At 67.2% G+C, this 20366-nt stretch carries 17 protein-coding genes; 5 read left to right on the forward strand and 12 right to left on the reverse strand.

The window, feature by feature from the left end:
- Positions 1-120: 120 nt before the first annotated feature.
- Entirely contained in the window at positions 121-777 is a 657-nt protein-coding gene (locus ACFDR9_RS21080; RefSeq protein WP_409032240.1) for a PEP-CTERM sorting domain-containing protein, read from the reverse strand.
- 273 nt (positions 778-1050) lie between these two features.
- Entirely contained in the window at positions 1051-1761 is a 711-nt protein-coding gene (locus tag ACFDR9_RS21085) for a UPF0149 family protein (RefSeq protein ID WP_017876795.1), read from the reverse strand.
- Between the two features lie 101 nt (positions 1762-1862).
- Here ACFDR9_RS21085 and ACFDR9_RS21090 point away from each other — a divergent pair, with 101 nt between their 5' ends.
- Positions 1863-2876: a serine/threonine protein kinase gene (locus tag ACFDR9_RS21090; RefSeq protein WP_017876794.1), complete on the forward strand. Its 1014-nt coding sequence runs from the start codon at positions 1863-1865 to the stop codon at positions 2874-2876.
- Positions 2877-3169: 293 nt separating this feature from the next.
- Positions 3170-5521: a hypothetical protein gene (locus ACFDR9_RS21095; RefSeq protein WP_409032250.1), complete on the forward strand. Its 2352-nt coding sequence runs from the start codon at positions 3170-3172 to the stop codon at positions 5519-5521.
- Between the two features lie 42 nt (positions 5522-5563).
- Here the strand turns inward: ACFDR9_RS21095 and ACFDR9_RS21100 are convergent, their stop codons facing one another.
- The 10 genes from ACFDR9_RS21100 to ACFDR9_RS21145 all read right to left on the reverse strand — a co-directional run bounded on the left by ACFDR9_RS21100 (position 5564) and on the right by ACFDR9_RS21145 (position 14819).
- On the reverse strand, positions 5564-5935 hold the full coding sequence (locus ACFDR9_RS21100; RefSeq protein ID WP_017876792.1) for a hypothetical protein: 372 nt from the start codon (positions 5933-5935) through the stop codon (positions 5564-5566).
- Between the two features lie 22 nt (positions 5936-5957).
- Positions 5958-7217 (reverse strand): TerD family protein, encoded by a 1260-nt coding sequence (locus tag ACFDR9_RS21105; protein ID WP_409032241.1) that lies wholly within the window; start codon positions 7215-7217, stop codon positions 5958-5960.
- Positions 7214-8248 (reverse strand): HpcH/HpaI aldolase/citrate lyase family protein, encoded by a 1035-nt coding sequence (locus tag ACFDR9_RS21110; RefSeq protein WP_409032242.1) that lies wholly within the window; start codon positions 8246-8248, stop codon positions 7214-7216. The genes ACFDR9_RS21105 and ACFDR9_RS21110 overlap by 4 nt, the downstream gene beginning before the upstream one ends.
- A complete protein-coding gene (locus ACFDR9_RS21115) occupies positions 8241-9332 on the reverse strand; it encodes a cysteine protease StiP family protein (protein WP_409032243.1) in 1092 nt (363 codons plus the stop codon). Before ACFDR9_RS21115 ends, ACFDR9_RS21110 begins: the two co-directional genes overlap by 8 nt.
- Complete coding sequence (locus ACFDR9_RS21120) at positions 9329-10081, reverse strand: hypothetical protein (RefSeq protein WP_017876788.1); 753 nt, start codon at positions 10079-10081, stop codon at positions 9329-9331. The genes ACFDR9_RS21115 and ACFDR9_RS21120 overlap by 4 nt, the downstream gene beginning before the upstream one ends.
- On the reverse strand, positions 10053-11216 hold the full coding sequence (locus tag ACFDR9_RS21125; RefSeq protein WP_017876787.1) for a phosphoribosyltransferase domain-containing protein: 1164 nt from the start codon (positions 11214-11216) through the stop codon (positions 10053-10055). Before ACFDR9_RS21125 ends, ACFDR9_RS21120 begins: the two co-directional genes overlap by 29 nt.
- Complete coding sequence (locus tag ACFDR9_RS21130; RefSeq protein WP_409032244.1) at positions 11213-12235, reverse strand: ATP-grasp domain-containing protein; 1023 nt, start codon at positions 12233-12235, stop codon at positions 11213-11215. Before ACFDR9_RS21130 ends, ACFDR9_RS21125 begins: the two co-directional genes overlap by 4 nt.
- Positions 12236-12299: 64 nt before the next feature.
- Positions 12300-13013 (reverse strand): TIGR00266 family protein, encoded by a 714-nt coding sequence (locus ACFDR9_RS21135; RefSeq protein ID WP_017876785.1) that lies wholly within the window; start codon positions 13011-13013, stop codon positions 12300-12302.
- An 85-nt stretch (positions 13014-13098) separates the two neighbouring features.
- Positions 13099-13674: a TerD family protein gene (locus ACFDR9_RS21140; protein WP_409032245.1), complete on the reverse strand. Its 576-nt coding sequence runs from the start codon at positions 13672-13674 to the stop codon at positions 13099-13101.
- Between the two features lie 110 nt (positions 13675-13784).
- Positions 13785-14819 carry a DUF475 domain-containing protein gene (locus ACFDR9_RS21145; protein ID WP_409032246.1) on the reverse strand — a complete coding sequence of 345 codons (1035 nt, stop codon included), beginning with the start codon at positions 14817-14819 and terminating at the stop codon, positions 13785-13787.
- A gap of 269 nt (positions 14820-15088) precedes the next feature.
- Here ACFDR9_RS21145 and ACFDR9_RS21150 point away from each other — a divergent pair, with 269 nt between their 5' ends.
- From ACFDR9_RS21150 to ACFDR9_RS21160, 3 genes are all read left to right on the forward strand, one after another.
- Complete coding sequence (locus tag ACFDR9_RS21150) at positions 15089-15511, forward strand: divergent PAP2 family protein (protein ID WP_409032247.1); 423 nt, start codon at positions 15089-15091, stop codon at positions 15509-15511.
- 333 nt (positions 15512-15844) lie between these two features.
- Positions 15845-17002 (forward strand): efflux RND transporter periplasmic adaptor subunit, encoded by a 1158-nt coding sequence (locus ACFDR9_RS21155; protein WP_409032248.1) that lies wholly within the window; start codon positions 15845-15847, stop codon positions 17000-17002.
- A 3-nt stretch (positions 17003-17005) separates the two neighbouring features.
- Positions 17006-20212, forward strand: a complete 3207-nt coding sequence (locus ACFDR9_RS21160; RefSeq protein ID WP_409032249.1) for an efflux RND transporter permease subunit — start codon at positions 17006-17008, stop codon at positions 20210-20212.
- The last annotated feature ends 154 nt before the right edge of the window (positions 20213-20366 follow it).

Here is a 20366-nt window from a genome sequence, read left to right on the forward strand (position 1 = left end):
TCTCCCCCTCCCTTTCCTTATTGCCCTTCCCCCACACACCACCCCCAGACAGGAATGGGAACTGGGGACGCGGACACCCCCCCCCCCCCCCCCCCCACCCCCCCCCCCCGCTAGGGAGGTTTAGACTGTGCGGCGGCGCGACATAAAGCCTAGCAGGCCGAGGCCGGCCAGCAGCATCGCGTAGGTGCCTGGTTCCGGTACGGCCGACACCGACAGGTGCAGGTCGTTGGCGGTGGCCCAGACGCCTGGCTGGTCTCCGGCCGCCAGCGTCACTTGCGTGAAGTCGTCGGTTGAGACAAAGCCGAGGAACGAGGAGCGGTCGGGGACGTCCAGATCGTAGCTGACGAAATGGCCCTGCGCGTCGGTGGCGGTCAGCGTGATGGTGTCGCTGTACGTGTAGTCGCCAAACAGGTTCGAGCCGAAGAAGAAACCGCCGACGCCGCGCACGCCGCTGGAGAAGCCGTCGAAGGTGATGGTGTCGCGGCGGGCGTTGGCGGTCAACCAATTGTCGCCGCCTTCACCGGCGCCGTACAGTATCGGCGACGCCGGCCCCGAGCTGGCGACGTAGTTGTAGGCGCCGGCCGTGCGCGCCAGCGGACCGTCGACCGAGTCGATCGGCAGGTCGTCGTAGGAATCGACGCCGGTGTTGCCGACGGCGGCCAGATAGGCCGACTGGTTCGTGTACACGGTGATATCGGCTTGCGCCGCGCTGGCAGCCATCAGTAAAACGGCGAGGGACAGGGTTTTCAGGGACAGGGAAGACATATGCAAGATCAACTCCTCTAGACGTGGGTTAACAAGGCAAGATGTTTTAATTGACAATTCAATTAAGACAACTTGAATGTACGTCCACCTTAAGAAAGATGCAAGAAAATAATTATTTATTTGAAATTTATTCTTGCGTCGCCGTGGCAGACTGGCGTTGCACGAGAATGGGCGGCGTACGGGGAGGGGCGGAGCGCGGGCGCCGGCCGCGCCGCCGCTTGGTGCGGCCGGCGCGGCGGTGGCGCGGGCAGGTGTGGCGGCGGGCGGCAGGCTTGCCGCCTTGGCTTACTCGGCTGCCGGCTCGGCGGCCGCTTCGGCGCCGCAGCACTTCTTGAACTTCTTGCCGCTGCCGCAAGGGCAATCGTCGTTGCGGCCCACTTTCGGCTCGTCGCGCTTGAGCGTCTGCACCGCGGATTTGCGGCGCGGCACCCAGAAACGGAAGATCTCGGGCAGGTTCGCCTCCAGCGCCACGGCCAGCTTGTGCGCCTTGACCGGGTCTTCGACCAGTTGCAGTTCCTCTTCCTCGATCTCGTCGGCGCCCAGCAGGTAGATCGGCTGCATCAGCGGCGCCAGCTCGGACTCCCAGATTTCGTCCCACGAACCGGCGCGCAACTCCATGCCTTCCCAGAAACCCCAGCACCAGGCCTCGGCGTCGATCAGGGTCTGGCCTTCGTGCTCGTGCTCGACGAACAGCGGCTCGAATTCCTTCGGCGCCACTTCAAACGTCACCAGCACCTCGTTCATGAAGCGCATGATCAGGTTGACGATGCGTTCCTCTTCCTTGGGATTCTTGAACTTCGGCGCGGCCTTGCCGTCCTCGCCCCAGACGCGCGGCAACCACTCGGCCGGCATGATGCTTTCCGGTCCGATCGCGATGGCGGTCAGGTAGCCGTGCAGGATGTCCATCGTCATCGCATCGTCGGAGCTACGCTCGGACAACAGGAATTGGTCTAGTTCGTCGAATTCTTTTTCGGATAATGGCTGGTCGAGTTGCATGGCGTGCTCTTTCTTAGGGGAAGCCGACAGTATACGCCCTGTGACCGGCTTTCGCTCGGGAGTTTGCTCGGACGCGCGCGATGGGCCGTACAATAACGTCCATGCACACCGAAAACCAGCCGCCCGACGACGCCAGAGCCGTCCACCCTTTCTCCGAACTGAGCCCGGATTGCGTGCTCGACGCGCTCGACAGCGTCGGCCTGCGCGGCGACGGCCGTCTGCTGGCGCTGAACAGCTACGAAAACCGGGTCTACCAGGTCGGCATCGAGGACGCCCAGCCGCTGGTGGCCAAGTTCTACCGGCCGGCGCGCTGGAGCGACGCCGCCATCCTCGAAGAGCACGCCTTTGTGGCCGAGCTGGTCGAACGCGAAATCCCGGTGGTGCCGGCGCTGGCCATCGACGGCCGCACCCTGCACGAATTCAAGGGCTTCCGCTTCGCCGTGTTCAGCAAGCACGGCGGCCGCGCGCCGGAGCTGGAAGACCCGGCCACGCGCGAGTGGATCGGCCGCTTCATCGGGCGTATCCACGCGGTTGGCGCGCTGGCGCCGTTTCGCGAGCGGCCGGCGCTGGACCCGGCCAGCTTCGGCGTCGAGCCGCGCGACTTCCTGCTGGCGAACGATTTCATCCCGCCGGAATTGCTGGCCGCTTACTCCAGCGTGGCCCAGCAGGCGCTCGACGGCGTGCAGCGCTGCTACGAGCGGGCCGGCCACATCGCGCCGCTGCGCCTGCACGGCGACTGCCACGGCGGCAACGTGCTGTGGACCGACGCCGGCCCGCATTTCGTCGACTTCGACGACAGCCGCATGGGGCCGGCGGTACAGGACCTGTGGATGATGCTGTCGGGCGAGCGCGGCGACATGGTGCGCCAGATGGGCGACATCCTGGCCGGCTATGAAGACTTCTGCGACTTCGACCCGCGCCAGTTGTACCTGGTCGAGGCGCTGCGCACGCTGCGCCTGATCCACTACTCGGCCTGGCTGGCGCGGCGCTGGGACGACCCGGCCTTCCCGGTCGCCTTCCCGTGGTTCAACACCCAGCGCTACTGGCAAGACCGCATCCTCGAACTGCGCGAACAGATCGCGCTGATGGACGAAGCGCCGCTCTGGCCGGTCTAAGCCGTCAAGGCAGCGTGATTTTCGTAGATCGGGTTAGCCGGAACGGCGTAACCCGGCTGGCGTCGGCAGAGGGCCGGCGTCGGATTCGGCCGCCAAACAGCCGAAATGAGCGGTAAACCCCTTTCTGCTTGCCATTCCGCCGGCGCCGCCGCGCAGCCATAATAGGAGTTAAGAAATTCCGGCAACACCACGGAACACACCAACACAGCGAGAAACTCATGCAAGCACAACAGGCAGATCGCCAAGGCGCCACACTCACCGTCGCATACTCGTCCAGCGACGCGCAGGACGACATGGTGCTGGACTGCCCGCTGCATGAGGCCGAGCCGGCCGCCTTGCCCGCCGCCGCCGAAGCGGCCCCGGCCGCCGCGCCCGGGCGCGCGCAAATGGAAATGAAGGCGATCCACGAAGCGATCGCCCGCGTCGAAGCCGAGGCCAAAGCCACCTGCGCCGCCGAAAGCCGGGCCATGGCCGAAGCGCGCGTGCGCGTGCTGGCCGAGGACCGCGCCGCCATCGACAGCGCCGCCGCCGCCGCCGCCCAACAAAACGCCCGGGCCGCCGAGGAATCGATCGCCGCCAACCGCGACCGCCTGGAAACCATGCGCGCGGCGGCCCAGGCCAGCGAGGCCCGGCTCGAAGCGGTCAGGCAGGAAACCGCCGAACTGCGCGCCCGCGTCGAATCGGACACGCAGATCCGCCTGGCCGCCGAGCAGCGCGCCAAGGCCGAACAGGAAAACCGCCGCCGCGCCAGCGAGCAGAACGCCGCCGAGTCGGCGTTGGCCGAGCAGGCCGCGCGCGCCGCCGACGAGCTGCAAGTGCAAACCGAGCAGACCCGCCTGCAAGCGGTCGAGCGGGTCGCCGCGGTACAGGCGGCGAAAGAGGAAATGGTCGGCATCGCCTCGGCCGACGCGCGCCTGGCGGTGCTGGCGCGCGAGCGCGAGCGGCACGCCTACGGCGCGCGGCAGACCGCGCAGATGCTGGCCCAGGCCGAAAATGAGGCGCTCGAATTGACCATGCAGCGCGAACGCGCCGACCAGGTCGCCCTGGAGTCGGCCTTCAACCGCGCCGCCGCCGAAGTGCGCGCGCTGGAAGAGGCGCGCGCGCTGGCCCACCTGGAACAGGAACGCGAGGCGATCGCGCTGGCCCAGGCCGAATCGGAACGCCACGCCGCGCAATCGCTGCGCCTGCGCCTGCAAACGGAAAAAGAAGTGCGCGACGCGGCGATCCACCGCGAGCGCCTGGAAATGGTGGCCGCCGCCAGCGCCGAAGCGCGCCGCGACGCCGACCTGCGCATCCTGGCCGCGACCGAGGCGCGCATCGAAGTGGACCGCCAGTTGCGCGCGGTGGCGCTGGCGCGCGTCGCCGCCGAGCAGGAAGCCGAAATCCAGGGCCACGCCAAAGTCGAGGCCGAGGCCAACGCGATGGAACAGGCGCGCCTGCTGCAGGCCGCCGAAGCCGCCGCCGCCGCCGCCGCCGTGCAGGAACTCGACGAGCGGCAGCGCGCCACCCGCCTGGCGCAGGAGCGCGAGAGCCTGGCGCGCGCCGGCGTCGAACTGGCGGCAAGCCAAAACGCGGCGGCGCAAACCGAAGTGCTGGCCATCGCCGCCCAAGTTGAAGAGAGCGGCGCGAACGCCGCGCTGGCGCAGCAAAAAGCCGCGCAGGCCGTGCGCCTGCTGGCGGCCGAGCGCGAACGCGGCGCCGCCGAACACCTGGCGCTGGCCAGCATGAACGAGCGGCTCGACGCCGAACAGGTGGCCGCGGCCGCCGCGCAGGCGCGCATCCAGTCCGAACAGGACGCGGTACAGGCGCTGCGCGCGCAGCAGGACGCCGAAATGCGCCTGCAAGAGGCGGCCGACAAGCAAGCGGCCGCGGCGCGGGTGATCGCCGAGCAGAGCGCTATCGAGGCGGAACAAAAGGCATTGGCGGCGCAAGCGGCCCAGGCCCATGCCAAGCTGGCGGTCGAGCTGGGCCAGGTGCATGGCGAACGCACCCGCGCCGAACAGGACAAGGCGCAAACGGCGGCGGCCCTGCTGGCGTCGGAACAAGCGCTGCTGGCCTCGCAACAGGCCTTCGTGCAGGCCGAACGCCAGACGCTGGCGCTGAAGGAAGAGCATTTGCTGCTGCAGCGCCAGACCAGCGCGGCCGAAGAGCGCACGCTGCAAGCGATCGCCGCCCGCGTCGAAGCGGAAAGGAACGCGGCGGCGCAAGCGGCGGCGCGCGCGCTGGTCGAGCGGGAAAACGCCGAGGCCGAGCGCCAGCGCGAACTGGCCGAACAGGACGCGTACCAGGCTAGCGTCGAGAAATGCGAAGCGCAGAAAATCCTGCTGGCCGGCGCGCAAGAACACGCCGCGCTGCAACGCAAGGTGGCCGACGCGACCCGCGCGATGGCCGCGGCGAAACAACAACTGCTGGCGCTGGAAAGCCGCCGCCTGCAAGCGGAAGAACAGGCCCTGGCGGAGCTGCAGGAAAAGCTGCAAGCCGAGCACGTGGCCAGCCAGCGCGTGGAGGAGGGCGATTTTTCGTCCGCCATCGCCGCCGCGCGCGCCAAAACCGAGCGCGCCCAATCCGAAATGATCGCCCGCGAAATGATCGCGCGCCTGACCCAGTCAAGCGAAGCCTCCAGCCACGACTGGCAAGCGCGTTAAAAACGCCCTACGACGCGCCAACTTAATGCCACCTGGGTCTCGTTATGGGACTATGTGGACTTTTTCGGCGTAGTATTCGGTTTCGCCGAAGCAGTCGGTCGGGACGCCTTTGTGCTGGGCGTAGCTGAGCAGCACGCGTTGGCCGGTCGCGGCCAGGAATTGCTTGGCCACGGCGTCGTCGCGCACGCTGAACTGGAATTTTTCCGGCACCGCGCCCGGCAGCGTCGTCAGCATGATTTCGCCTTCCCAGGTCTTGCAGACCCAGCCCCGTTTGGAGAATTTCTGCAGGAAGCCGGCGCGCTCGCCTTCCGAATAGGTCACGCTGAGCGCGATCCAGGTGTAGGCGCAGAACAGCGCCAGCGCGGCGGCGGCGACGCCGATCAGGGTGAACGTGATGCGTTTGCTGGTGGTCATGGTCTGCCTTTTTATGGGATGCTTAGTCTTTGCGGCCGGCCGACCAGTTCAGGCCGAAGCCGTAGCGTTCGTCCATCAGTTGGTGGGCGGTTTTCTTGCCTTCGCCGCCGAAGTACTCCACCAGCTTGGTCACTTGCAGGTTGCCGCCCTTGTTCTCCAGCATGGCGATGGCGCACATCATGTGCCGGCTGTCGCTGTCGAGTTTGACTTCGACCGACGGCTGGCCCGGAATCTCGATGCTCACCATGGCGTCCGTCGCGGCCCAGTTCGGCACGCCCTGGTAGATGAAGGAGTAGATCAGCACGCGCTTGATGCGGTCGAAGTGGACGCCGTTGATGAACAGGTTTTCGCCGGTGCTGACGGTGCCGGTGCGGTCGTCCGCCTCCAGGTGGATGTAGGGCGGCTGGTCGTAGGCGCCCCAGGTGTTGCCCAGCGCTTGCACCGCGCTTTTGGCGCCGTCGCTCATTTCAAACAGGCAGCCGATGTCGAGGTCGACGCCGTTGGCGCCGCCGCCGCCCACTTTGCTAAACAGTTTGCCCATGAAGCCGGCCGGCTCGGCTTTCGCCGGCGTCGCCGCCGTGCCGCCGCGGTTCCAGTTCAGGTTGACGCGGATGCGGCCGTAGCCCTGGCTGTCGCGCTTGTCGAGCGAAATTTTGTCGCCGGTCTTTTCCAGCCGGATTTTCGATAGCGAGATTTTTTTCGCCTCGGGCGCGGGCGCGGCCGCCGGTGCCGGAGCCGCGGCGGGAGCGGGAGCGGGCGCCGGTGTCGACGTCGCTTCGCTGCCGCCGAAGTGTTTCAGCAGCGCCGCCAGGCCGCCGGAGAAGCCCTGGCCGACGGCGCCGAAGCGCCAGGCGCCGTCGCGCCGGTAGATTTCGCCGACGATGACGGCTTTCTCGTCGACGAAGTCGGCGCCGGAAAAGGCGAAGCTCAGGTTGCCCTGGCCCAGCGTCAGCGAGGACGGGCCCAGCGCGCGCATGCTGCCCTGGTCGCTGGCGGCGGTAAACACCAGCTTGTCGATGCTGGCCGGCAGGCGCGCCAGGTCGAGCTGGAACACGGCCTTGCCGGCCTCGCCCAGTTGCAGCGTCACCGCGTTGTCCGGCGCGCTCTTCTGGTTGAAGAAGACCATATAGCGGTCGTCCGACAGTTGGCCGTTGGCGTCCAGCCCGAAGCAGCTGACGTCGACGTCGATGGCGCCGGCGGCGATCTGCAGCGTGGCGGCGAAGGCGTCGCCCAGGCCCAGTTCGGCCAGCTTGCCTTTTTGTCCTCGGTTGAAATTGCTCATGGTCGTACACTCCCTTGTGTGGTCGGTGTCTGCGGCTGGCCGTGCGGCGCGGCCTCCGGGCCGGCGCCGCCGTCGTGGCTCTGGCCCTGGCTGGCGTGGTTGCCAATATTGCCTATACTATCATTAGCGTGGCGGATGCCGAACAGGCGCGCCTGTTCGATGATTTGCTGCGCCCAGCTGCTGTGGGTGGCCACTTCGCACATCGATTCCTGCATGCGGAACACCGCCGGGCTGTCCGGGTCGATGATGCGCAGCGCCAGTTCGATGTCCGATTGCGCCACCTGGTAGTGGCGCTCGATGTGCGGCACCTGGTCGGGATGGATCGCGGTTTTGGCTATCATGCCGTGGGCCAGGTCCTGCGCCACCTCGGCGTCCAGCCAGGCGCCCTGCGACAAGTGCTCGAACACCGGCGCGGTGAGCGGGATGCCGTGCGGCCGGAACGTGGTGATCAGCCGGCCGATCACCTGCCCCAGCGGGGTCTGGTAGATGGTGCCGCTGGTGGGGCGGCGCAGCCCCAGCAGCGCCAGCAGGTCGTTGCCGCCGATGCGCAGCGCCAGGATGCGCGGGCGCACCTGCGGCGCGCTCAGGCAGCGGCAAAACAGCTTCATTTCCTCGTCGTCGAAGACCTCGGCCGTTTCCAGCGTCGGCATCAACAGGTGCTGGGTGTGGCGCACCTGGGCGAAATACTGCTCGAAGTTGTGGCGGGTGGTTTTCGGCAGCACGAAGCCGGTCAGCTTGTGCGCGCCCGGCATCGCCAGCACGCGCGCCATCACTTCGGGGTTGCGCACGCGCACGAAGCGCAGCGAGTCCGATTCCTCGCCCATGTTTTGCAGCGCCAGCGACAAGTTGAACAGCGCGTAGCTCAGGTCGCGCTCGGCGACCGCGTCCTCGGTGCACAGGATCAGCGAGCGCAGGTGCTCCAGCTTGTCGCCGTTGGCGATCGCCAGCAAGTCCTTGTGGGTGCTCGGCACGTACAGCGAGGCGCCCAGCGCCGGCTTGTGCGCGCTGTGCTGGTAGCTCGGGTTATCCATCGACTGCGCTCCTGATCAGGGCGGCCGCCTGGTAGGGCAGCGTTGCATCTATTGTTAGTGGTATCGATTTTTCGGCCGCCAGCAGGCACAGGTGCGCCACGTCCGGCGCGCCGGCGTCGCGCACGATCAGGCGCTGCGGCACGCGCCGCAGCAGCACCCGGGTCGCTTCGCCGATGCCGGGCTTGACCAGGTTGACGTCGTCGATGCCGTAGCGCCGCTGCGCCTGCGCCATGTAGGCCGCCGAGGTGGTGGCGGCGGCGCGCGCGTCCAGCGCCTGCGCCGCCGGCACGCCTTCGGCCGCGGCCAGCGCGACGGCGTCGCCGACCAGGCCGTCGGCGAACTGGCGCGACTGGTCGTGGGCGGCGAACTGCTCGTAGTAGACGCAGCCGTGGAAGTCGTCCGGGCCGATCGCCTGGTTCAGCACCGAGCGGCTGACCAGGCCCGAGACGGTGGCGTTCAAAATGCTCGACGGGATCAGGTAGTCGTCGCCGGAGGCGGCGCAGGCGGCCGTGCCGGCCAGGTCGCACAGCACGTACAGGCCGCCGTCGACGGCGCTGCGGTGGCGCGCGTTGAAGCCGTCGACGGCCTGGCGCAGTTCGCGCGAGATCACGCCCTTGCCGGTCCAGCCGTCGATGAAGACGATCGATTCGGCGCTATGGCCCTGCCGCAGGATGTGCCGCAGCGCCACTTCGTCGACGCCGCGGTCGCGGATGATCGACACCGAGTAGTGGCTGCACTCGCGCCCGAAGACGCGCCGCAGCAGGTGGCCGAGGATGACGCCGACCGGGGTGCCGGCGCGCGCCAGCGACACCAGCGTGATGGCGCCGTCGCGGCGCGCCGCGATCAGCGCGGCCAGGCGCAGGCAATCGCGCGCCATGCGCTGGCGGTTGGCCGCGAAGGCGTCGCGGAACAGCGCCAGGTAGGCCGGCGACGGCAGCGACTCCGGCGACAGCATTTCGCTGTAGTGGCGCCGGCCGGACTGGATCAGGCGCTCCTTTTCGTCCAGGTCGAGGATAGGTTCGACGCCGATCGGTTTGAGCAGGAAGCTGACGTCCCCGGCGCGGTAGCTGCCGCTGAACGTCATAGGGCCGCCACCGTCAGGGCCGCCAGCTGGGTGCCGTTGGGGATGATGGCGTAGTCGCAGGCGGCCATGAAGCGCGCGTCCGAGCGGCTGTCGCCCATGCCGAAGCTGAGGATGGGGCCGTGCTCGGCCTCCAGCTCGGCGCGCAGGTAGGCCACCGCGCGCGCCTTGTTCAGCGTTTGCGGCAGCAGCGCCAGGTTGTTGCCGTTGCGGTGGATGAAGTAGTCGGCGCCGGGGCCGTCGACCCACGGGCGCAGCACTTCCATCTCGATCTCGGCGAGCCGCTCGGCGTTGGCCTCGTGGTCCTTGATGACGATGTAGAACGGCGTCGCGTAGTCCTCGATCAGGCGGGCGCGGGACGGCCGGCCCAGCTTGACCTGGAAATCGTCGATGACGTCCATCGCCTCGCGCAGGCCGGGCAGCGCCACGTGCATGTCGGCGCGCATCAGGTCGAGCCAGCCGGCGTCGAGCGCGCCGCCCGGTTGCAGCACCACCCCGCCGTAGTCCAGCACGGCGTAACTGGCGAACGGCAGCTTGACCCGGCCAAAGGCGTCGGCGTTGCGCGCGGTGGCCGGAATCAGCGTCATCTCGCGGTTGGCGAACTCGGTGAAGGCGCGCTGGCGCGGCGTCGTATACGAGCACGCCTCGCCGTTTTTCAGATAGGCGGCCGGCTCCAGCGCCACTTCGGCGGCGCATTTTTTCGGGGTTTGGAACAGGGTGTCGTCAAGGTCGACGAACAGGAATTTCTTCAATTTGGGTCTCTGACTGGAAGTGGAACAGGCGGCCGTCGAGCTGGCCGGCCAATTGGGTGAGGGCGTCGCACAGCGGGGTTTCGTGGCAGATGAAGACGTGTTGGTACTGGCCCGCCGCGACATTGTAGAGGTAGTTGGCGATGCCCTCGCCGTAATTGTCGGGGCAGCTGACGATATGTCCGACCGAGCCCCACGACAGGATCGGCGAGCGGGTGGTCGACTGCACCAGCACGTGCTTGCCGAGCGCCTCGAGTTCGCGCGCCAGCAGGAAGGCCGGGTGCATGAATTCGCCGGTGCCGAGTACCAGCACCGATTCGCCGGCGCCGATTTCCCGGGCCAGGCGCACGGCCAGCGCGTGCGGCGCCGCCAGCGCGCGCTCGACGCCGATGCGCCCGAAGGCGGCGCTGGCGCCGCGCTCGGCGTCGGCGTCGAACAACTGGGCCGGCGCGGCCAGCGGCGCCGGCGCCGGGCCGTTGACGAAGCTGTAGTGGCCCGACAGCGTGGCGCCGACCGTGGTCGGCACGCCGAAGCGCGGGGTCAGCTCGGCGTTGGCCTCGCGGCCCATGAAGTTGGTGATGACGGCCAGGTGGATGCGCTCGATGTTCGGGTTGCGCGCGCGGCAGACGGCGGCCAGGTTGACGAAGGTGTTGCCGGTGCTGGCCTCGTCGTCGACCAGCACCAGGCTGCGCGCCAGCGCGAACAGCTGCGCGGCGCGCTCGGACAGGTGCAGGAACTGGCGCGGCGCGTGGCTGTGCGATTCCTCGAATTCGAAGAAGGGCACGCTGCCGACGCGGTAGCGCGAGCTGTGCAGGAACAGCGCGCTGCGGCCCGGGTTGTCGCGCAGGTAGGCTTCGAAGACGCCCTGGCCGAGGCCGATCGCGGTTTCCGCCATGGCGATGAAGACCACCGGGCCGGGCAGGCTGGGCGGGATTTGGCCGGCCAGGTCGGAGTGGATCATGTCCATCGCCCGCGGCGTCACCGGCCAGTGCTTGCCCAGCACCTTGGACAGGAACAGGAAGCCGCGCTTGGCGTTGGCGCGCGCGGCGAAGCCGATCAGCCAGTTCAGCGGGAAGCGCGCCTCGTCGACCTTCAGCGTCAGTTCGCCGGTCGGCATTTGTTTGGTGACGAAGTTCATGGCAGCTCCACGACCACGGCCGCTTCGCCGACGCGCAGGCCGTCGCGGATGGCCGGCACGGCCAGGCCGGCGTAGCCCCGGTCGAAGCCGGCCAGCGCCAGGTAGGGCAGGTTGGGGCCGGCCGCGCACGCCATGCCGATGCCGCCGGACATGCGCGGATTGATCTCCAGCAGCGCCAGGCCGTTGCGGCCCTCGCGGAACTGGATGTTGAACACGCCGTTCAAGCGGTAGTCGCGCGCCAGTTGCGCGCACGCTTGCAGGATGTCGGTTCTAGCGTCGATGAGCTGGCCCTGGCCGCCGGCGTGCGGCTTCTTGCGCGGCACCGCGCAGACCAGTTGGCCGTGGTCGGCGACGCAGTCGGCGCTGTATTCGTAGCCGTCGAGGTATTCCATCAGCAGCAGCGGCTTGAAGGTGGCCAGCTGCGCCAAGCCGTGGCGCAGCTCGGCGGCGTTGACCTGGTAGGCGGCGCCGGCCAGCAGCAGTTGCGTGGTGCTGCGCTCCTCGTCGAGGACGGCGAAGCCGAGCGCGTAGACGCCTTCGGACGGCTTGATGCACAGCTTGCGGTGCAGCGGGCGCAGCTCGGCGTAGGCGGCGTCGTACTCGGCGATGTTTTCGACCACGCGAAATTGCGCCGGCGGCGCCAGCGGCAGGTCGAGGCCGGCGCAAAAGCGCGCCTTGTCGTGCATCAGCGCCAGCACCTCGGCGCTGGCGACGCTGAGCACGCGCGTGCCCTGGGCCTCGAAGCGGGCGCTGTTCGACGCGACCAGGCCGGCTTCCTTGCCGGGCCAGAAAATCGTCACGCCGCGCTCGCGGCAGAACGCCAGGCACCAGTCGAGGTAGGCCTCGCCGAGCAGGCCGGCCGGCTCGACGGCGTACTCGTGGGCGGCCAGGAAGGCGGCCGCGTGGGCGTTGGTGTTGCTGCAGATGACGTGGTAGCGGCCGGCGCCGTCCGCCTCGCGTATCAGTTTGATGGCCGTGCCGACCGAGGAAAATGTTTTGTTGAACCAGACGCGTTGCATGTAAAGCCTAATATGTTCGGTTGTGGCGCCCGAGGGCAGGGTGGTGCGGTGCGACGCGCTTGGCTTAACCCGCTTTGCCGCTGGCGACCCATTTCAAGAAGGCGTCGCGGTTGCGCGAGCAGATATACACCTTGCCGCTGCCCGAGAACCGCAGCACGATGCCCTCGCCGCTGGTGACGCTGTTGACGATGTTGCCGATGAAGCCGCCGATACCGCCGCCGGCCGCCGCGCCGGTGGTCACCGACACCTCGTAGTGCAGCGAGCTGTCCCAGCAGACCACGTGCGCATTGTCGATGACGACGTCCTTGCCCTTTTCCACGTCGAGCTGGAACATCGAGCCGAAGCCCGACACCACCACCTGGCCGGTGCCCGAGGTTTCCATGACAAAGAACCCGCCGGACTGGGCGAACAGCGCGTTGCCGATGCTTTGCGTGCGCACTTTCATTTCGGTGCCCGAGGTGGCGGCGACGAAGGCGCCGTCGTTCATCAGATACTGGCGCGCGCCGACGTCGACGACCTCGATGGCGCCGGGCAGCGTCGGCGACAGCAGGCAGTCGCCGTCGCCGCGCAGCGCCTCGATGTGCTGCTGGAAGAACGACTCGCCGTTGGCGAAGCGGCGCATGATGGCGCTGCCGATGCCGCCGGTCATGCGGCCGCGCAGGTCGAGCGCGGTTTCCATCATGACCATGGCGTCGGACTCGCAATAGATTTTCTCGCCCTGCTTCATGTGCACGTGCAAGAAGGGATCGACGTCCCCGGTGGCGGTAAACACTGGCATGTTGTTCTCCCCAAAAAAGTGGCGGCGTGGCCAAAAAAAAGCCGCCTGAGCTAGATCCAGGCGGCTGCGTCAGCGCGGGACCGGTTTAAGCGTTGACCCCGTACGAGCGCGCCAGCGGCCCCAGGCCGCCCTTGAAGCCCTGGCCGATGGCCTTGAATTTCCATTCGCCGTTGTGGCGGTAGACTTCGCCGAACACCATCGCCGTTTCGGTCGAGCCGTCCTCGGACAGGTCGTAGCGGGCGATTTCCTTTTCGCCGTTGGCGTCCATGCATCGGATGAAGGCCTTGCCGACCATGCCGAAGTTCTGGTTGCGCGACTCGGCGTCGTGGATCGTCACGCCGACGGTGATACGCTCGATCTCGGCCGGCACTTTTTCCAGGTCGATGACCAGGCGCTCGTCGTCGCCCTCGCCGGCGCCGCTGGTGTTGTCGCCGGTGTGGGTGACCGAGCCGTCGGTGGATTTCAGGTTGTTGTAGAAAATGAAGTCGGCGTCGCCGCGCACCTTGCCGTCGGCCTTCAACAGGAAGGCGCTGCCGTCGAGGTCGAAGGTGGCGCCGTCGGTGACGCGCGGGTCCCAACCGAGGCCAACGACGATTTTCTTCAGGTTCGGCGCTTCCTTGCTCAGGTTGACGTTGCCGCCTTTTTGCAGACTAATTGCCATGATTAAAAACTCCTTTTTGTTAAGTATAACCGCACCGGGGATGCTTGTTGCGCACGGCGCCGCCCAGGCGCGCCGCGTGCTGCACTAACGTGGGGTTGATTGCGACAATATCAATCCTGGCCGGCCTGTTGTTTTTTATGCCGCACCGACGACCACAGCGACACCAGGATGAAGGCGACGCCGGACAGGCCGGTGAACCATTCGGGAATATGGTACTTGACGCTGGCGAGCATGATCAAGGCCAGGATGCCGATCGCGTAGTGGGCGCCGTGCTCGAGGTAGACGAATTCCTGCAAGGTGCCCTTGTGCACCAGGAACACCGTCATCGAGCGCACGAACATGGCGCCGATGGCCAGGCCGAGCATGATGACGACGACGTCGTTGGTGATGGCGAAGGCGCCGATGACGCCGTCAAAGCTGAACGAGGCGTCCAGCACCTCGAGGTAGAGGAAGCCGCCGAAGCTGCCGCGCGAAATCATTTTGCCGATCACCGGGTCGGCTTCCTCCTCCTCGAGCAGGCCGCTGATCCAGTTGACGGCGACGTAAATGGCCACGCCGAGCACGCCGGCGCTGAACACGCTCAATTTGCGCGCCTCCGGCACCATCAGCACGCAGCCGTAGGCCGCCGCCAGCGTCAGCAGGATGGCCAGGCCCTCGCTGCCGTGCTTGCCCATTTTTTCCTCGATCCAGCCGAGCCAGTGCAATTGCTTCTCCTCGTCGAAGAGGAAGTTGAGGAACACCAGCAGCAGGAAGGTGCCGCCGAACGCGGCCACCTCGGCGTGGTTCTCGGTCAGGTGGCGCGAGTATTCAGCCGGCGTGTTGATGGCCATGTGCCAGACGTCGAGCAGGCCGAGGCCGGTGGCGACCGAGACGATGACGAGCGGGAACAGCAGCCGCATGCCGAACACGGCCACCAGGATGCCGACGGTGAGGAAGAGTTTTTGCCAGAATGCGTTCCAGTGGCGCAGCACCGAGGCGTTGACGACGGCGTTGTCGAACGACAGCGACACCTCCATGATGCCGAGCACGCCGGTGATCAACAGCGCCTGCAACAGGCCGGCCATGCCGGCGTGGCTGTAGCCCCACCAGCCGGCCACCGCCATCAGCACGACCGTGACCATAATAGAAATGCGAAAATGTTTCATATGAAAACCTTTGCGAAAAAAACCGCGCTGAGCAAACGGGAGAGGCCGCCCCGGCCGCCGCGGGCGGGGCGGCGGGCGCATTGCTGAATCCGACATGCTGATTTTATATTACTTGTCCGAAACTGGGCGCATTTGTCCCGATTGCTCGCGCATTGGTCCGCCCCGGGCGGGCGGCCGGTGGCCAGCGCGGCGTCCTTATCTGCGATAATTGCGGCCCGCGCCACGCGGCCCGTCACACCGGCCCATCACACCCTATATAAGGAATCATTTTGGATATTGCCTACCTCGCCACCCCCCTGATAACCTGGACCCTGGTGGGCCCGATCAAGTTCCTCATCAACAGCGTGCGCACCCGGCAATGGGCGTTCGGCCTGGTCGGCAACGGCGGCTTTCCCAGCAACCATAGCGCCGTCGTCGCCAGCATGGCCACGCTGATCGCGCTGCGCGAGGGCATCGGCCACCCGGCCTTCGGCGTCGCCGTGACGCTGGCTTTCATCGTCGTCATCGACGCCAACAGCCTGCGCCAGCACGTCGGCAAGCACGCGGCGGCGATCAACCGCCTCGGCAAGGACGGCGGCGCGCGCGTCTGGTTGCGCGAGCGCATGGGCCACACCGTCGTGGAAATCATCGGCGGCCTGTGCACCGGCGTCGCCATCGCCCACGGCATCCACGCCGTGCTTGGCCGCGGCTGAGCAGGCGCGTAGCCGCCCAGGCTGAAATGCCTCGTTGGCATCATTGAAACCAAGTGCGTCACCCCGGCGTCAGGCCCTGAGGGCCTGATCTTCCCGCCTTGGCGCCGGCTCTTTGCCTTGGGTCGGTGTTTGGCGTGCGCGACCTCTTCACACTCGGGACCGGCCCCGCCGGCTCCGCTTCATCCCCCCGAAACCGCGTTTCGAGCGCCAAATTTGGCGTTCCGTCTGCTCGCCGATTGACGCCCCGCGCCGCCTCCGGGATACTCTGACACTTGCTGTTTTATTAAATATTCCGTCCGCATTACAGGTCAATAATTTTCGGAGACGTCTTCTATGTTGCGCAAAACCATATTCGTGCTCGCGGTCGCATCGGCCCTGGCTGCTTGTAGCAAGGGTGGCACTGAACCGGGCAAGGCCGGCGCCGCCGGCAAGAAGGCGGACGCGGCGGCCGAGCGCAAGCTGCTCATTTCGCCCGAGGATGTGTTGACGATTCAAAGCAACGCGCTCGCTTCCGGCCCCGTCATCACCGGTTCGGTGCAACCCGAGCGGCGCGCCGACCTGCGCGCCGAGGTGTCGGCCGTGGTGTTGCAGGTGCTCAAGGAGAACGGCGAGGTCGTCAAGCGCGGCGATGTGCTGGTGAGCCTGGACGAGACGGCGATCCGCGACAGCCTGCAGTCGGCCGAGGCCGGCAGCCGCGCCGCCGGCCAGACGCTGGAGCAGGCCGAGCGCAACTTGCAGCGCCTGAAGACGCTGCGTACCTCGGGCATGGTGTCGGCGCAGGCGCTGGACGACGCCGAAAGCCGCCGCAACAACGCGCAAAGCGAGCTGGCCGCGGCGCGCACCCGCGCCGCGCAGGCGCGCCAGCAGTTGCAGCGCACCGCCGTGCGCGCGCCCTTCGACGGCGTCGTCAGCGAGCGCAAGGTGTCGAACGGCGACACCGCGCAGATCGGCAAGGAGTTGATCAAGGTGATCGACCCGACCAGCATGCGTTTCGAGGGCCTGGTGTCGGCCGACAAAATCGGCGTGGTCAAGGCCGGCCAGGTGGTGCGCTTCCGCGTCAACGGCTATCCGGGCCAGGACTTCACCGGCCAGGTCAAGCGGGTCGACCCGGCCGCCAACGCCGTGACGCGCCAGGTCGAGGTGCTGGTCGCCTTCGCCGACAAGACGCTGCCGCGGGTGGCCGGCCTGTACGCCGAGGGCCGCATCGAGGCCGACAGCGTGCCGGCGCTGATGATCCCCGACGTCGCCGTGGTGCAGGTCGGCGACAAGGCGCATACCTGGCGCCTGAAGGGCAAGACCTTGAGCAAGGTGGCGCTGGAGCTGGGCGCGCGCGACCCGCGCACCGGCTACCGCGAGGTGCGCGCCGGGCTGGCGCAGGGCGACACGGTGTTGCGCAGCCCGAACGCCAGCTTCAAGGACGGCCAGCTGGTCGAACTGGCCGCGCCGAAGCCGGCGCCGGCGGCCTCCGCCGTTGCCAGCAAGGGGAATTGAGCCATGTTCCTGTCCGATTTCAGTATCAAACGGCCGGTCGCGACGATCGTGCTGATCCTGGCGATGATGTGCCTCGGTTTGCTGGCGATCAAGAAACTGCGCGTCAACCAAAACCCGGACGTGGAAATTCCGGCCATCGTCATCAGCATCCCGTATCCGGGCGCCTCGCCCGAGACGGTCGAGCGCGAAATCATCAACCGGCTTGAAAAGTCGCTGCAAAGCATCAGCGGCGTGGCCAACGTCAACGCCGAGGCGCGCGAGGGCTCGGCCACCTTCGAAGTCGAGTTCAGTTTCAAGAAGAATTTGATCGAGGCGTCCGACGACGTGCGCAACGCCATCGCGGCGGTGCGCTACAAGCTTCCCATCGAGATGCGCGAGCCTATCTTGCAGCGCATCGACCCGTCGGCCCAGCCGGTGCTGCAACTGGCGCTGTCGTCGTCGAGCCAGAGCCACGCGGAGATTTCGCGCTTCGCCGAGGACGTGCTGGCCGACAAGTTCCGCGCCGTCGACGGCGTCTCGGTCGTCACCATCAGCGGCGCGCTGAAGCGCGAGTTGAGCGTGCTGCTGCGCGCCGACAAGCTGCGCGAATACAACGTCTCGGTCGGCGACGTGGTGTCGGCGCTGCGCAACCAGAACACCAACGCGCCGGTCGGTAAGGTGCGCGGCGAACTCGACGAGAAGAGCATCCGCCTGGTCGGGCGCATCGAGTCGCCGGCCGAGTTCGAGCAGGTCGTCGTCAAGCGCCGCGGCGAGGAAATCGTCCGCCTGGCCCAGGTGGCGACGATCCAGGACGGCTTCGCCGAAATGAGCGGCGTGAGCATCCGCAGCGGCAAGCCCAACGTCGGCATCTCGATCACCCGCACCCGCGAGGCCAGCGCCGTCAGCGTCGCCAAGCGCGCCGGCGAGCTGGCCGACGAGATCCGCAAGACGCTGCCCAAGGGCACCGCCATCGACGTCACGCGCGACGGCGGCAAGGACGCCCAGCGCAGCCTGAACAATGTGATCGAGTCGCTGGTGTTCGGCGCCGTGCTGACCATTTTCGTCGTCTACGCCTTCCTCAATTCCTGGCGCTCGACGCTGATCACGGCGCTCAGCCTGCCGACGTCGGTGATCGCCGCCTTCATCGCGGTGTGGTTGTGCGGTTTCACGCTGAACTTCATGACCCTGCTCGGGCTGTCGCTGGCGATCGGCGTGCTGATCGACGACGCCATCGTGGTGCGCGAAAACATCGTGCGGCACATGCAGATGGGCTCGGACCGCCGCAAGGCTGCGCTCGAGGGCACCGCCGAGATCGGCATGGCGGTGGCCGCCACGACCTTCTCGATCATCGCCGTGTTCATTCCGGTGGCCTTCATGCCGGGCGTCTCGGGCGAATGGTTCCGTCCGTTCGCGCTGACGGTGACGTGCTCGGTGCTGGTCAGCCTGGCCATTTCATTCACGCTCGACCCGATGCTGTCGGCCTACTGGGGCGACCCGGCCGACCACCACACGGCGCCGAAAACCGGCCTGAGCAAGGTCCTCGCCAACTTCAACGACTGGTTCGACCGCCAGGCCGACCGCTACGGCAACGTGATCGCCTGGGCGCTGCACCACCGCCGCTGGATGGCGCTGATCGCCGTAACCACGTTCGCCGGCGCCATTGCGATGCAGGCCACCGTCGGCGGTTCGAGTTTCCTGCCCGCCTCGGACCAGGGTTTCCTGATGATCGACGTGCGCACGCCGGCGTCGAGCAGCCTGGAGTACGCGCGCCTGAAAATGGAGAAGGCCGCCGAACTGGCGCGCACGCTGCCGGAAACCAAGGACACCAACAGCCGCATCAGCGCCAGCGGCGGCACCATCTACGTCGACATCGGCAGGCGCCAGACGCGCGAGCGCAGCGCCAAGGTGGTGGCGGTCGCGTTGCGCGAGAAGATGGGCCGGCTGGTCGGCGCCGAATACGTCGTGCTCGACGACTTGAACGGCGGCGCGCGCAAGCCGATCCAGGTCGAGTTCACCGGCCCCGATTCGCGCAAGCTGATCGAAATCACCGCCGCCTACATGGAGAAGCTGCGCCTGGTGCCGGGCGCGGTCGACGTCGGCCTGTCCGAGCAGGACGCGAAAAACGAGTTGCAGATCGAACTCGACCGCGGCCTGGCCAATTCAATGGGCATCTCCGTCAGCGACGCCGCGCAGTCGCTGCGGGTGGCCTTCGCCGGCGTCGAGGTGGGCGACTGGGTCGACCCGACCGGCGAGTCGCGCGACGTGGCGGTGCGGCTGCACCCGGACGACCGCACCAGCGCCGAGAACATCGAGCGCCTGCCGATCGCCGTCACCGGCACCAACCAGATGGTGCCGCTGGACCAGATCGCCACGATCACGATGGGCAAGGGGCCGTCGTCGATCGAGCACAAGAACGGCAAGCGCACCTTGACGGTATCGGCCAACGCCCAGGGGCGCTCGAACGGCGAGGTCACCAGCGACGCGATGAAGCTGGCCGAGGCGATCGAGTTCCCGCCCGGCTACGGCCTGGCGCTGGGCGGCGCCGGCCAGGACCAGAAGGAATTGTTCACCGAGATGTTCATCGCGCTGGTGATGGGGATCGGCCTGATGTACCTGATCCTGGTGATGCAGTTCGGCTCGTTTACAGCGCCGGTGGCGGTGATGCTGTCGCTGCCGTTGAGCCTGATCGGCGTGGTACTGGCGCTCAAGCTGACCAACAACACGCTCAATTTGATGAGCTTTATCGGCATCATCATGTTGATGGGCCTGGTCGCGAAAAACGCCATCCTGCTGCTTGACGCGGCGCGCCGGCGCGAGGCCGAGGGCTACGGCCGCGAGGACGCGCTGATGCACGCCGGGCGCATGCGCCTGCGGCCCATCCTGATGACGACGTTTGCGCTGATCGCCGGCATGTTCCCGGTCGCGCTGGGCCTGGGCGAGGGCGGCGAGTTTTACCGGCCGCTGGCGATCGCCATCATCGGCGGCACGATCACCTCGACCATCCTCACCTTGCTGGTGGTGCCGACCTTTTACGACAGCATCGAGATCACGCGCGACCGCGCGCTGGCCAAGTTCCACGGCCGCGCCGCGCGCTTGCCGGTGCTGCTGGCCTTTTTCCTTACGCTGGGCGAGGCGCTGCTGGCGCTGCTGTTCGTGCGCCTGGTGTACCGCTTGCTGGTGAAGGGCGCGCGCCTCGTCTCGGGCCGCGGCAAGGCGGTGGCGGCGCGCTGACGCGTTTGCCGGCGGCGGCCATGCAGCACGAAAAAAGAGCCTTCGACGAAGGCTCTTTTTTTTGTGCGCCCAGCATGGGCGCACTCTTGTGGGTGAAAGTCCCGCCGTGAGCTGACCACAGCGAACGAAGTGAAGCGCAACTGCGGAAGGGCGA

The sequence above is a fragment of the Janthinobacterium sp. CG_23.3 genome (assembly GCF_046115965.1).
Lineage (GTDB): Bacteria > Pseudomonadota > Gammaproteobacteria > Burkholderiales > Burkholderiaceae_D > Janthinobacterium.

Coding starts and splice junctions, on each gene's coding strand:
- ACFDR9_RS21100 (WP_017876792.1), bottom strand. CDS start 5,935: ATGACCACCAGCAAACGCATCACGTTCACCCTGATCGGCGTCGCCGCC.
- ACFDR9_RS21110 (WP_409032242.1), bottom strand. CDS start 8,248: ATGGATAACCCGAGCTACCAGCACAGCGCGCACAAGCCGGCGCTGGGC.
- ACFDR9_RS21155 (WP_409032248.1), top strand. CDS start 15,845: ATGTTGCGCAAAACCATATTCGTGCTCGCGGTCGCATCGGCCCTGGCT.
- ACFDR9_RS21085 (WP_017876795.1), bottom strand. CDS start 1,761: ATGCAACTCGACCAGCCATTATCCGAAAAAGAATTCGACGAACTAGAC.
- ACFDR9_RS21135 (WP_017876785.1), bottom strand. CDS start 13,013: ATGCCAGTGTTTACCGCCACCGGGGACGTCGATCCCTTCTTGCACGTG.
- ACFDR9_RS21145 (WP_409032246.1), bottom strand. CDS start 14,819: ATGAAACATTTTCGCATTTCTATTATGGTCACGGTCGTGCTGATGGCG.
- ACFDR9_RS21130 (WP_409032244.1), bottom strand. CDS start 12,235: ATGCAACGCGTCTGGTTCAACAAAACATTTTCCTCGGTCGGCACGGCC.
- ACFDR9_RS21115 (WP_409032243.1), bottom strand. CDS start 9,332: ATGACGTTCAGCGGCAGCTACCGCGCCGGGGACGTCAGCTTCCTGCTC.
- ACFDR9_RS21105 (WP_409032241.1), bottom strand. CDS start 7,217: ATGAGCAATTTCAACCGAGGACAAAAAGGCAAGCTGGCCGAACTGGGC.
- ACFDR9_RS21125 (WP_017876787.1), bottom strand. CDS start 11,216: ATGAACTTCGTCACCAAACAAATGCCGACCGGCGAACTGACGCTGAAG.
- ACFDR9_RS21140 (WP_409032245.1), bottom strand. CDS start 13,674: ATGGCAATTAGTCTGCAAAAAGGCGGCAACGTCAACCTGAGCAAGGAA.
- ACFDR9_RS21160 (WP_409032249.1), top strand. CDS start 17,006: ATGTTCCTGTCCGATTTCAGTATCAAACGGCCGGTCGCGACGATCGTG.
- ACFDR9_RS21095 (WP_409032250.1), top strand. CDS start 3,170: ATGGTGCTGGACTGCCCGCTGCATGAGGCCGAGCCGGCCGCCTTGCCC.
- ACFDR9_RS21090 (WP_017876794.1), top strand. CDS start 1,863: ATGCACACCGAAAACCAGCCGCCCGACGACGCCAGAGCCGTCCACCCT.